The sequence below is a fragment of the Streptomyces sp. NPDC054887 genome (genome assembly GCF_053610585.1).
In genome coordinates, this window is record NZ_JBSGYQ010000024.1 from 43496 (window position 1) to 56001 (window position 12506).

Here is a 12506-nt window from a genome sequence, read left to right on the forward strand (position 1 = left end):
CGAGCTGTCCACCCAACCCGTCACCGACCGTTTCGCCGGAGGCCTTCGCCGTGACCAAGCCGCCCTTCACGCACCTACACGTACACACCCAGTACTCGCTGCTGGACGGTGCCGCGCGGCTCAAGGACATGTTCGACGCCTGCAACGAGATGGGCATGTCGCACATCGCGATGACCGACCACGGCAACCTGCACGGGGCGTACGACTTCTTCCACTCGGCGAAGAAGGCCGGTGTGACGCCGATCATCGGCATCGAGGCGTACGTGGCCCCCGAGTCGCGGCGCAACAAGCGCCGCATCCAGTGGGGCCAGCCGCACCAGAAGCGCGACGACGTGTCCGGTTCCGGCGGTTACACGCACAAGACGATCTGGGCGGCGAACAGGACCGGTCTGCACAACCTCTTCCGGCTGTCCTCCGACGCGTACGCCGAGGGCTGGCTGACGAAGTGGCCGCGCATGGACAAGGAGACCATCTCCCAGTGGTCGGAGGGCCTGATCGCCTCCACCGGGTGCCCGTCCGGCGAGGTGCAGACGCGGCTGCGGCTCGGCCAGTTCGACGAGGCCGTCCAGGCCGCGTCCGACTACAAGGACATCTTCGGCGAGGGCCGGTACTTCCTGGAGCTGATGGACCACGGCATCGAGATCGAGCGCCGGGTCCGCGACGGGCTGCTCGAAATCGGCAAGAAGCTGAACATCCCGCCGCTCGTCACCAACGACTCGCACTACACCTACTCCCACGAGGCGGGGGCGCACGACGCCCTGCTGTGCATCCAGACCGGCAAGAACCTCTCCGACCCCGACCGCTTCCGCTTCGACGGCACCGGCTACTACCTGAAGTCGACCGAGGAGATGTACGCCGTCGACTCCTCCGACGCCTGGCAGGAGGGCTGCGCCAACACGCTCCTGGTCGCGCAGCAGATCGACACGGAGGGCTGGTTCAAGGAGCGGAACCTGATGCCCAAGTTCGATGTGCCCGAGGGGTACACCGAGGTGACGTGGTTCCGCGAGGAGACCATGCGCGGCATGGCCCGCCGCTTCCCGAACGGCATCCCGGAAGACCGGCTCAAGCAGGTCGAGTACGAGATGAAGATCATCATCGACATGGGCTTCCCGGGGTACTTCCTCGTGGTCGCCGACTTCATCATGTGGGCCAAGAACAACGGCATCGCGGTCGGCCCCGGCCGGGGCTCGGCGGCCGGTTCGATCGTCGCGTACGCCATGGGCATCACCGACCTCGACCCGATCGAGCACGGCCTGATCTTCGAGCGGTTCCTCAACCCCGAGCGCATCTCCATGCCCGACGTCGACATCGACTTCGACGAGCGCAGGCGCGGTGAGGTGATCAGGTACGTCACCGAGAAGTACGGCGCCGACAAGGTCGCCATGATCGGCACGTACGGCAAGATCAAGGCCAAGAACGCGATCAAGGACTCCGCGCGCGTCCTCGGCTACCCGTACGCGATGGGCGACCGGCTCACCAAGGCCATGCCCGCCGACGTGCTCGGCAAGGGCATCGACCTCAACGGCATCACCGACCCCAAGCACCCGCGCTACAGCGAGGCGGGCGAGATCCGGGCGATGTACGAGAACGAACCGGACGTGAAGAAGGTCATCGACACCGCCAAGGGCGTCGAGGGCCTGGTCCGGCAGATGGGCGTGCACGCGGCCGGCGTGATCATGTCCAGCGAGACGATCACCGACCACGTGCCCGTCTGGGTGCGCCACACCGACGGCGTGACCATCACGCAGTGGGACTACCCGAGCTGCGAGTCGCTCGGCCTGCTGAAGATGGACTTCCTCGGCCTGCGCAACCTCACGATCATGGACGACGCCGTCAAGATGGTGAAGTCCAACAAGGGCATCGACCTGGAGCTGCTCAGCCTCCCGCTCGACGACCCGGCGACGTACGAACTGCTCTGCCGCGGTGACACGCTCGGCGTCTTCCAGTTCGACGGCGGGCCGATGCGGTCGCTGCTGCGGCTGATGAAGCCCGACAACTTCGAGGACATCTCCGCCGTCTCGGCCCTGTACCGGCCGGGCCCGATGGGCATGAACTCGCACACGAACTACGCGCTGCGCAAGAACGGCCAGCAGGAGATCACGCCGATCCACCCGGAGCTGGAGGAGCCCCTCAAGGAGGTCCTCGGCCTGACGTACGGCCTGATCGTGTACCAGGAGCAGGTGCAGAAGGCCGCCCAGATCATCGCGGGCTACTCGCTCGGCGAGGCCGACATCCTGCGCCGCGTCATGGGCAAGAAGAAGCCCGACGAGCTCCAGAAGAACTTCGTGCTCTTCCAGGCGGGCGCGAAGAAGAAGGGCTACTCCGACGCGGCGATCCAGGCGCTGTGGGACGTGCTGGTCCCCTTCGCCGGATACGCGTTCAACAAGGCGCACTCCTCGGCCTACGGGCTGGTCACCTACTGGACGGCGTACCTCAAGGCGAACCATCCCGCCGAGTACATGGCGGCGCTGCTCACCTCGGTCAAGGACGACAAGGACAAGTCGGCCGTCTACCTGAACGAGTGCCGGCGCATGGGCATCAAGGTGCTCCCGCCGAACGTGAACGAGTCCGAGTCGAACTTCGCCGCGCAGGGCGACGACGTGATCCTCTTCGGCCTGACCGCCATCCGCAACGTCGGCCAGAACGTCGTGGACTCGATCATCCGGTGCCGCAAGGCCAAGGGGAAGTACAGCTCCTTCCCCGACTTCCTCGACAAGGTCGAGGCGGTCGTCTGCAACAAGAGGACCGTCGAGTCGCTCATCAAGGCCGGCGCCTTCGACGAGATGGGTCACACCCGCAAGGGCCTGGTGGCACACCACGAGCCGATGATCGACAACGTGGTGCAGGTCAAGCGCAAGGAGGCGGAGGGGCAGTTCGACCTCTTCGGCGGCATGGGCGAGGAGGAGAGCGACGAGCCGGGCTTCGGACTCGACGTCGAGTTCTCCGACGTCGAGTGGGAGAAGTCGTACCTGCTCGCGCAGGAGCGCGAGATGCTCGGCCTGTACGTCTCCGACCACCCGCTCTTCGGTCTTGAGCACGTCCTGAGCGACAAGGCCGACGCCGCCATCTCCCAGCTCACCGGCGGCGAGCACTCCGACGGGGCGATCGTCACCGTCGGCGGCATCATCTCCGGCCTCCAGCGCAAGATGACGAAGCAGGGCAACGCCTGGGCGATCGCGACGGTCGAGGACCTGGCCGGCTCCATCGAGTGCATGTTCTTCCCGGCGACGTACCAGCTCGTCTCGACCCAGCTCGTCGAGGACACGGTGGTGTTCGTCAAGGGCCGCCTCGACAAGCGCGAGGACGTCCCGCGGCTCGTCGCGATGGAGCTGATGGTCCCGGACGTGTCGTCCGCCGGCACCAACGCGCCGGTCGTTCTGACGATCCCGACGGTGAAGGTGACGCCGCCGATGGTCACCAAGCTCGGCGAGATCCTCAAGCACCACCGGGGGAACACTGAGGTGCGGATCAAGCTCCAGGGGGCGCGCAAGACGACGGTGCTGCGGCTCGACCGGCACCGCGTGCAGCCGGACCCCGCGCTCTTCGGCGACCTGAAGGTGCTGCTCGGCCCGTCCTGCCTGGCCGGCTGAGCACCGGATCACCGAGAAGGGGCGCTCCCGTCGTGACGGGGGCGCCCCTTCTTCCTTGCGTACTCAAACAACAGCGTGATCACTCGCCGTGATCAGTTGTGGCCGAAGCGCCGCTGGTGCTTGCGGGCCACGTCGGCGGGGCTTCCCTGGGCGTGCGTCTGCGGCTGGGAGTGGGAACCGAAGGCGCTGTCCTTGGTCTGGTCGGCTCCACGCGCCACCGAGGCCGCACGGTCCTGTGGACCGCCCTGCTTGCGATTCTTGTTCTTGGCCATGGTGATGCCTCCTGTGGGGGTCTGGGGGCCAGGGCCGGGACCAGGTTCACACAGAGCGACATAGCTCGCATTTTGGATCATTACCGTGCGTAATTGGGGCTGTCCCGCGGCAACTTCGCCATCCGCCACGCCGATGATCGAGTTCCGGCCGTTAACCCTCACGCAGTCGGGCAGACTCGAAGGAAGCCCGAAGCACTCCCCGTTTCCCGAGCATTTCCCGAAGCACCTTCCGATCCCGAGGTTCCCGAAAGAGGGTGGAACGCCGTGGACCGCTGCGTCGTCCTGGTGGACGCCGGCTACTTGCTGGGCGCCGCCGCGAGCCTGCTCGCCGGAGAACCGGCCCGCTCCCGCATCACCGTGGATCACGCGGCTCTCATCCAGGGCCTGCGAGAACGGGCCGAGGCGGATACGGAACAGCCGCTGCTGCGCATCTACTGGTTCGACGGCGCCCCCGACCGCGTTCCGCAGCCCGAGCACCGGCGGCTGCGGGTCATGCCGCGCGTGACGGTCAGGCTCGGCGCCCTGACCCGCAGCGACGGGCGGTGGGCGCAGAAGGGCGTCGACGCGGCGATGCACGCGGAGCTGACCGAGCTGGCCAGAAATCGCGCATGTTCGGACATCGTGCTGGTGACCGGGGACGGGGATCTGCTACCGGGGCTGATGTCCGCCAAGGAACACGGGGTGGCGGTGCACCTGTGGGCGGTGCAGGCCGCCGACGGGGACTACAACCAGTCCGAGGACCTGGTCGCCGAGGCCGACGAGCGCCGCGTCCTCGACCGGGCCTGGATCACCAAGGCCGTACGGGCCAAGGACCTCACCGGCATCTGCGCGCCGCCGCCGGTGCCCCGGCCGGAGATCGCCGCGATCCTCTCGGCCCCGCTGCCGGAATCGGCGCTCGCCGCCTCCGCGGAGCGCGCCGAACGCGCCGAACGGGCGGCGCGGGACCGGACGCACCACACCGAGGCGGACGCCGCGGGAGCGCCCGTACGCAACGGCTCCCCGGGCGCGCCGGACGCCCCCGCACCGGATCCCGCGCCCGTCACCGCCGCGAACGGCTCCGCGGAGGCGCACCCGGGGCACGCCACCCGCGGCGTGCCCACCCCCAAGGACCTCGCCGGCCTGCGCGGGCCCGGCGCCCAGCCGGCCCAGCACCCCCATGCCAACGGGACCGCGCAGCCGGCGCCCGGCGCCGCCGCCGGTGTGACCCTGCGGTGGTCGTCCGACAAGGGCTGGGCCGAGCGGGCCGGCAACGGGGGCCAGCTCGGCGAGCCGCCCGAGACCGCCTCGCTGCCGACGCTGGCGCAGCTCACCAGCGCCGAGCAGCGCTGGGCGGACCGCGAGGAGGACATCACCACGGTCGGCGGCGACCCCTTCGAGGTCGGCCAGGTCTTCGCCCGCCGGTGGATGGAGCGGCTGCCCGACCCCGGCCACACCCAGAAACTGTCGACGATGTACCCGAGGATCCCGCACCGGATCGACGGCGAACTGCTGCGCTACGCCGCGAGATTCGGCCTGCTCGCCCACAAGGACGACCAGATCGACGAACACGACCGGTACGCCATCAGGGCGGGCTTCTGGCGCGAGATCGACGTACGGGCGGCGGCCGAGCACGTGCCCGCGGGGGAGTAGCGGCAGGAGCGGGGGGATGCCAGGGGGATCCCCCGGTTTCGAGGTCCGACGCCGCCCCGGGGGCGGCGCCCGGCCCGGAACCCCGTAGGCTCGTTCCTCGTGAATACGGGCACAGCACAGGGGCGACGCGGCACGGGAGTCGTGTGTGCCGTGCGGGACCTGGTCAAGACGTATCCCGCCGCCCGCGGCCGGCGCGGCGCACCCGCGACGCCGGCCGTGCGCGCGACCGACGGGATCTCCCTCGACGTACACCGGGGCGAGATCTTCGGGCTGCTCGGCCCCAACGGCGCGGGGAAGTCGACTCTCGTCCGGCAGCTCACCGGGCTGATGCGCCCGGACTCCGGCGGCGTCGAGCTGCTCGGACACGACCTCGTCCGGCATCCGGAGCGCGCCTCGCGGCTCGTCGCGTACCTCGGACAGGAATCGACCGCGCTGGACGAGCTGACCGTGTCGCTCGCCGCCGAGACCACCGGACGCCTGCGCGGGCTCACCGCGAAGGCGGCGCGGGCCGAGCGGGACGACGTGATCGAAGAGCTCGGGCTCGGTGGCATCGCCGGGCGCCCGCTCAAGAAACTCTCCGGCGGACAGCGGCGGCTCGCCTGCTTCGCCGCCGTGCTGGTGGGCGAACGGCCCGTACTCGTCCTGGACGAACCGACGACCGGCATGGACCCCGTCGCGCGCCGCGCGGTGTGGACCGCCGTCGACCGGCGGCGCGCGGAGAACGGCGCCACCGTGCTGCTCGTCACGCACAACGTCATCGAGGCCGAGACGGTGCTCGACCGCGTAGCGGTGCTGGAGAGCGGCCGGGTGATCGCGTGCGACAGCCCGGCCGGTCTCAAGTCGCGGGTCGCCGGCGAGGTGCGGCTCGACCTGGTGTGGCGGGAGCGGGCGCCGCTCGACGTGCCCGAGGTCGCCGCGCTGCGGGAGTCCGCGCAGGAGTCCGGCCGGCGCTGGGTACTGCGGCTCACCCCCGACGAGGCGCGCGCGGCCGTGGCCGCCGTCACCGGGGGCAAGGCGTTCTCCGCGCTCGACGACTTCACCCTCGCGACGCCGAGCCTGGAAGACGTCTACCTGGCGCTCGGCGGAAGCACGAACGGTACGAAGGGGCTGGTCAAAGCGTGAGTGTCGTGCCTGCGGAGGCCGAGACGGGCTCCATGCGGATCCGGACCGCGAGGGACGCGGACAGGGAAGCCGGTGCGTCCGGCGAGGCGCCCGCGCCACTCGCTCCCCGGGCGCGCCTGCTGCCGTCGCTGGCCGCCGTCTACCGGGCCCAGCTGTCCCGGGCGCGGGTGGCCCGTATCCCGCTGCTCTTCGTGGCGACGTTCCAGTCCGTCGGGATCATGGTCCTGATGCGCGGGGTCGTCGACGGGGGCGACGAGGCGCGGGCCGTCGTCGCCGGGTCGAGCGTGCTCGTCGTGGCCTTCGTCGCGCTCAACCTGCTGGCCCAGTACTTCGGGCAGCTGCGCGCCAGCGGCGGCCTCGACCACTACGCCACACTGCCTGTGCCGCCCGCGGCGGTGGTCCTGGGGGCGGCGGGCGCGTACGCCTCCTTCACCGTGCCGGGCACCTTCGTCACGGCCGTCGTCGGGTGCGTGCTGTTCCAGCTGCCGCTCACCCACCTGTGGGTGCTGGTCGCCGTCGTCCCGCTCGCCGGGGCGGCGCTCGCCGGGCTCGGCGCGGCGCTCGGGCTGCTCGCGCCGCGCCAGGAACTCGCGACGCTGCTCGGACAGCTCGGCATGTCGGCGGCGCTGCTGCTCGGGGTGCTGCCCGCCGAGCGGCTGCCGGTGCCGATCGCGTACGCCCGGGACCTGCTGCCCTCGACGTACGGCGTCGAGGCGTTCGCCAGGACCTTCGACACGCGTCCGGACTGGGCGTCGGTTCTCCTGGACCTGGCCGTGTGCGCGGTCGTGGGCGTCGTCTCGCTGGCGGTCGCCACCTGGGCGTACCGCCGGGCCGCGGTCCGCTAGCCCGCCGCGCCGGTCCGGTGCGGCGCGGGCCGGGCCCGCCTGGCACGATGGCAGGGTGACCGCTCCTCTGACGCCGCCTCACCACCAGCCGCCGAACGACCCCTGGCAGAAGTCCGAAGCCGGGCCCGCTCCGCAGCCCCCGAACCCGCCCCACGCCGGTCCCGGCGCCGATCACCTCGCGGCCGGCGCGCAGGACGAGAGCCCCAGCTCCTCCGCCGATGTGCTCAGGGCCGCCGTGGTGGTCGTGGCGCTGACGGTCCTCGGCGTCGGGCTCGGGCTGCTGTGGCTGTGGCTGGCGCCGCGCGTGCCGCTGGTCTCCACCGACAAGGCCGTCTTCCTCAAGAACACCGAGAGCGAGGAGGCGATCGGTGCGGACGGCACGTTCGTGCTGCTCGCGCTGGGGTTCGGCGCGCTCTGCGCGGCCCTCGTCTTCTGGTTCAACCGGCGCGGGGGCGTCCCGATCGTCGTGGCGCTGGCCCTCGGCGGGCTCCTCGGCTCCCTGCTGGCCTGGGGCACCGGCGTGTGGCTCGGCCCGACGGACGACGTCGTCGCGCGCGCCCGCGAGGTCGGCCAGGGCGTGCCGTTCGACGCGCCGCTCAAACTGGGGGCCAAGGGGGCGCTCCTCGCCTGGCCGATGGCCGCGCTCCTCGTTCACCTGGGGCTGACGGCGCTGTTCGGGCCGCGTGATCCGGAGCCCGAGTGGGGAGCGCCGTACGGCGAACCCGCGCCGGCCCCCGCTCCGGGGGACAACACACCGAGCTGACGCGGGCGCCGGCGGTCAGTACGCGGAAGGGGGAGGCCGGGGCCGAAGCCGGGCCGGCGTCGGCTCGCCCCGGCCGTACGCCGGTGAACGCCTTCCGCCGGCCGGTCAGCCGCGCCCGATCGGGGCGATCACCGCGTCCGTCAGCGCCGCCAGGTCGGCCGGCGAGAGCTCGACCTCCAGGCCGCGCCGCCCCGCGGAGACGCACACCGTCTCGTGCGACGACGCCGAGGAGTCCAGGACCGTCGGCAGCTTCTTGCGCTGGCCGAGCGGCGAGATGCCGCCCCGTACGTAGCCCGTGGTGCGCTCGGCAGCCACCGGGTCCGCCATCGCCGCGCGCTTTCCGCCGACCGCCGCCGCCAGTGCCTTGAGGTCCAGCGAACCCGCCACCGGCACGACCGCCACCGTCAGCGCGCCGTCGATGTCCGCCACCAGGGTCTTGAAGACGCGGTCCGGCGTGACGCCCAGCGCCTGCGCCGCCTCCTCGCCGTACGAGGGGGACGCCGGGTCGTGCTCGTACGCGCGCAGGACGTACGCCGTGCCCGCCTCGGTCAGGGCGACCGTCGCGGGGGTTCCGCCGGCCTGTCGCTTCTTCTTCGCCACGGGTGGCTCCGCCTCCGGTCAGTTGGGGCTGGTGGGCGTCCGCGTCAGTTCGACGGCGGGCAGCGAGGGGAGGTGGCGGATCACCGCGGTCTCCGAGCGCAGCAGCTTCAGCTCTTCGCGCAGGCGGGTCGCGGTGTCGGGCGCCTGGAGCAGGCGCTGCTTCGCCGGGACGTCGAGCACCGTGGCGGCGGCCACCAGGTACGAGACCACCGACGGCTCGTCCGGCAGCTCCGCGCCCGTGGTCAGAGAGCGCTCCCGCGCGCCCGCCAGCCGCTTCTGGTAGCTGCGGAACGCCCGCAGCACCCCCTCGGCCAGCGCGCCCGCGTCGTCGCCCGGCTCCTCGGGCAGCTCCTCCACCTCGGCGGTGAGGTAGGGGCCGCTCGCGTCGACGGACAGGATGCGCACGCGGGTCGTCCCGGTGGCCAGTACCTCGAAGCTCCCGTCCTCCCGCTCCCGGATCGTCGCCGCGTCCGCGACGCAGCCCACCCGGTGGAACGCCTGGATCGGGTCCGGGCCGAAGCCCGCCGCGGGGCCCCGCTCGGTCAGGGTCGTGGCGTCCGGCATGCCGGGCGCGGTGGCGGCGACCTCGCGTCCGTCGCGGATGGCGACGACCGCGAAGCGGCGCGGCTCGTCCTCGTCCTTGTCCGGGGAGGACGCGGAGGAATCGAGCGGTGCGGAGCCGCCGGAGTCCGCGCCCTTCGACAGGTCGCGCATCATGGCGCGATAACGCTCCTCGAAGATGTTCAGCGGCAGCACCAGGCCGGGGAACAGCACCGAGTTCAGCGGGAAGAGGGGAAGGCGAGCGGTGGTCACAGCGCTCAAGCGTAATGGCCGCCGGAACGGGCCCTGCGGGCCGTCCCGCGCGAAGGCCGCAGAGGAGTCGTCGCGGCGACCTGGATCCGCACGGTGTCCCGCAGCTCCAGGAACCGGCCCAGTACGTCGTCGCTCAGGTACGCCCAGGGGAACGAGGTCGCGTACGGGCCGATCAGCCGGAACTGTTCGAGCGCCTCGGCCCACCGGCCCCGGGTGACCAGGACGTACGCCAGCAGGTTGCGGACCTCGGCCGGCCACGGGTCGCCGGCCGCGTACTCGGCGGACAGCGCGATGGCCAGGTCGGCCGCCGCGTCGACGCGCTCCGGCCCGATCACCAGGGGCCCGGCCGCCGCGGCGGGGCCCGTCCCGGCGCCGTCACCGCTGAGCAGGTGGGCGAAGGCCGCCCGTACGGGCAGCGCCTGCACCAGTGAGCCCGGCAGGGCGTCCTCGGCCGCCTGCTCGGCGAAGTCGAAGCACTCGCGGTGCGAGCCGTACCACTGGGCGGACAGGTAGAGCAGTGCCGAGACATGGCACCCGTAGTGGTGCGAGGAGCGGCCCACGGCCTCGCCCCACAGCTCCTCGAACGCCGAATGCGCGGCATGCGTGCCGCGCGCGTGGTCGAGGGCGATGCGCCACGGCACCGGATCGCGCGGCGCGGCGTCCGCCGCCGCCTCGATCAGCGGGCCGACGTCGCGCAGCCGCTCCGCGCGCGCGGGCGACTCCCACGCCCTGCGCACCGCGAGTTCCGCCTTCACGAGCAGGGCGTCGGGATCGCGCGGTGAGGCGGCGAGCCAGTCGCCGAGCCAGTCCCCGCGGCTGTACGCGAAGGTGGCCAGACGGGTGGTGTACCGGTCGCGGTTCTCCCACTCGGCCCCCTCGCGCGTGGCGGCCATGAGCTTGGCCGCCGGCCCGTGGTCCCCGACAGCCGCCGCGACGAGCGTCGGCCCGAGGCGCTCGTCCGGTACGTCGAGCAGCACCTCGTCGTCGGCGGGCAGTCCGGCTCCCAGCTTCGGGGTGTGGCGGATCATGCGCGCGGTGCTGATCAGAGCGCGAAGGAATGGCATGGTGTGAACCATTGAAAACCGCAGGTGAGGGCAGCGCCAGTGGGCGGCGGTGAAGCTTTCGTATCGGCTGGAAAGGTTGCGCCGCCGTCGGTCAAGGGCCGGTAAAGACCGTGGGGGAACGGGAGGGCGGGCGCGACCCCCGCCGGGTGTCCGGCGCGACCCCCGCCCCCGGGTGTCCGGCGCGGTCGCTCAGCCTCGCCGCAGCAGCCGGGACGCCCCCGCCGCCACCGTGGTCGCCAGTATCCAGCCGAGCAGGATCAGCCCCGCCGCCGCCCACTGCCAGGCGCGGTCGAGCCGCCAGAAACCCTCCTGGCCCAGATTGATCACGGGCAGCAGCAGGTCGAGGGCGAAGAGGGAGGCGTTCCACTCCGGATGCTGGTCCGGATTGATCGCGGGCGGGTCGAGCAGCGAGAACGCCACCGCGCCCGCCGCCCACAGCACGGCCATCCACACTGCCGCCCGCCCCGGGCGGTAGCCGTACGCCACCGTCCAGTCCTGGAGGTAGCCCCACAGCTTCCCCGCGAGCGGCAGCGTCTCGCGCCGTCTTCGCTGCTTGGCCAGGAGCACCTCGCGGGCGTCGGCGTCCTCCCCGCTGCTGCGCAGGACGGCCGCCAGCCGCTCGTACGGCTCCGGCGCGTACTCGGGCGTCGCGGCCGTCACCCAGTCCAGCCGCATCGCGAGCGGGAACAGCCCGCGCGGTACGAGGCTGTCGTACGTGAAGCCGTGCATGGTCAGCCCGCCGGGACGCGGCCAGCTGTCCGCCCGGTCGACCAGGTTGCCGACCTTCGCGCCGGACAGCACGACCTTCCCCTCCTCGGGCCGCTCGCACAGGAACCGCAGCTCGGGCGTCTGGACCCGGCGCAGCGACAGCTCCTGGCCGAGCGTCATGACGAACCGCGCCCCGTCGAAGTCCACCGCGTCCCCGAACCGCCCGTCGTCGAGCCGCAGGCCGCCCTCGCACTCGAACCGCTGCACGCGCGTGCCGCGCACCGGCGTGTTCCCGATGCCGTACGGCGGGGTGGTGCCCGGGGCCGCCCCCCGGGGGCCGATGCCGGCCGGGGTCAGGTAGAGCGTGCGCTCCACGGTGAGCTGCGGAGCGTTGAGGGCGCGCCGCCCCTCCACGCCGTACGGCCGCCGCAGCCGGCTGCCGCGCAGGCTCAGCGACACGCCGACCTTCGCGCCGCGCAGGCTGAACTCGCCGTGCGACTCGATCATCTCGGCCTGGAGGTCCTGGGCGACGCACAGGCCGTCGGCGGCGATCGAACGGCCGTTGCGGTCCTGGCGTACGACGATCTGGTTGATCAGCAGATCGGTGCCGATCTGCGCGTCGGTGAGCCGGATGCCCCCGGGGACGCTGCACCGCGGCAGGTGCAGGTCGCCCTCCGTGTGCAGCCGCGCCGCCTCCAGCCGGGGAATCGAGCAGCCCACCATGCGCAGGGTGGTGAAGTGGCACTCGGGCAGCAGCACCTCCTTCTCGAAGCGGCAGTTGCTGAGCTCGACGTACGGCTCGACGCGCCCGCCGGAGAGCTTGAGCGTGCCGGTGATCTGTACGCCGCTGAGTTTGAGCGCGGCGACCCGCCCGGGCACCGCGGGCGGTCCGCTGAGCAGCAGCAGCGCCACGACCCGCGCGCGGACGCTGCGTTCCGCGGGCCACGGCCGGTTGGACAACGGGTCGTCGAGGACGGGGTTGCGGGTGCGGAGGTCGTACGTGCTGCCGGTGCGGAACGCCTGCCACATGCCGCTTTCCGAGGCGGTGAGCCAGTCGGGCACTTCGACGTCTTGCTGCGGCTCGGTCAAGGCCGCCCCTT

The 12506-nt window shown here is 72.0% G+C and carries 10 protein-coding genes; 5 read left to right on the top strand and 5 right to left on the bottom strand.

Features of this window, described 5'->3' with window-relative positions; translation table 11 throughout:
• The first annotated feature begins 50 nt into the window (after nt 1-50).
• Nucleotides 51-3590 (top strand): DNA polymerase III subunit alpha, encoded by a 3540-nt coding sequence (gene dnaE, locus ACWGH0_RS15995; protein ID WP_453404743.1) that lies wholly within the window; start codon nt 51-53, stop codon nt 3588-3590.
• Between the two features lie 92 nt (nt 3591-3682).
• Here the strand turns inward: dnaE and ACWGH0_RS16000 are convergent, their stop codons facing one another.
• Nucleotides 3683-3862: a hypothetical protein gene (locus ACWGH0_RS16000; protein WP_453404744.1), complete on the bottom strand. Its 180-nt coding sequence runs from the start codon at nt 3860-3862 to the stop codon at nt 3683-3685.
• A 264-nt stretch (nt 3863-4126) separates the two neighbouring features.
• Between ACWGH0_RS16000 and ACWGH0_RS16005 the strand changes: the two genes are divergently transcribed.
• The 4 genes from ACWGH0_RS16005 (at nt 4127) to ACWGH0_RS16020 (ending at nt 8221) form a co-directional block, all read left to right on the top strand.
• Entirely contained in the window at nt 4127-5491 is a 1365-nt protein-coding gene (locus ACWGH0_RS16005) for an NYN domain-containing protein (RefSeq protein ID WP_453404745.1), read from the top strand.
• Nucleotides 5492-5632: 141 nt separating this feature from the next.
• Nucleotides 5633-6613: an ABC transporter ATP-binding protein gene (locus ACWGH0_RS16010; protein ID WP_453404793.1), complete on the top strand. Its 981-nt coding sequence runs from the start codon at nt 5633-5635 to the stop codon at nt 6611-6613.
• Nucleotides 6610-7458 carry an ABC transporter permease gene (locus ACWGH0_RS16015; protein ID WP_453404746.1) on the top strand — a complete coding sequence of 283 codons (849 nt, stop codon included), beginning with the start codon at nt 6610-6612 and terminating at the stop codon, nt 7456-7458. Before ACWGH0_RS16010 ends, ACWGH0_RS16015 begins: the two co-directional genes overlap by 4 nt.
• 55 nt (nt 7459-7513) lie before the next feature.
• Entirely contained in the window at nt 7514-8221 is a 708-nt protein-coding gene (locus ACWGH0_RS16020) for a hypothetical protein (RefSeq protein WP_453404747.1), read from the top strand.
• 105 nt (nt 8222-8326) lie between these two features.
• Here ACWGH0_RS16020 and ybaK read toward each other — a convergent pair whose 3' ends face one another.
• The 4 genes from ybaK to ACWGH0_RS16040 all read right to left on the bottom strand — a co-directional run bounded on the left by ybaK (nt 8327) and on the right by ACWGH0_RS16040 (nt 12495).
• Nucleotides 8327-8821: a Cys-tRNA(Pro) deacylase gene (gene ybaK / locus ACWGH0_RS16025; protein WP_453404748.1), complete on the bottom strand. Its 495-nt coding sequence runs from the start codon at nt 8819-8821 to the stop codon at nt 8327-8329.
• Nucleotides 8822-8839: 18 nt separating this feature from the next.
• The gene (locus ACWGH0_RS16030; protein WP_453404749.1) at nt 8840-9634 is read right to left on the bottom strand and encodes an LON peptidase substrate-binding domain-containing protein; all 795 of its coding nucleotides are present in this window, start codon (nt 9632-9634) and stop codon (nt 8840-8842) included.
• A 5-nt stretch (nt 9635-9639) separates the two neighbouring features.
• Entirely contained in the window at nt 9640-10710 is a 1071-nt protein-coding gene (locus ACWGH0_RS16035; RefSeq protein ID WP_453404750.1) for a hypothetical protein, read from the bottom strand.
• Between the two features lie 177 nt (nt 10711-10887).
• Nucleotides 10888-12495 (bottom strand): oxidoreductase, encoded by a 1608-nt coding sequence (locus ACWGH0_RS16040; RefSeq protein ID WP_453404751.1) that lies wholly within the window; start codon nt 12493-12495, stop codon nt 10888-10890.
• Between the last annotated feature and the right edge of the window lie 11 nt (nt 12496-12506).

What these genes read in the sequence shown, in the direction of transcription:
- ACWGH0_RS16000 (WP_453404744.1), bottom strand. Translation starts at nt 3,862, where the DNA reads ATGGCCAAGAACAAGAATCGCAAGCAGGGCGGTCCACAGGACCGTGCG.
- ACWGH0_RS16035 (WP_453404750.1), bottom strand. Translation starts at nt 10,710, where the DNA reads ATGGTTCACACCATGCCATTCCTTCGCGCTCTGATCAGCACCGCGCGC.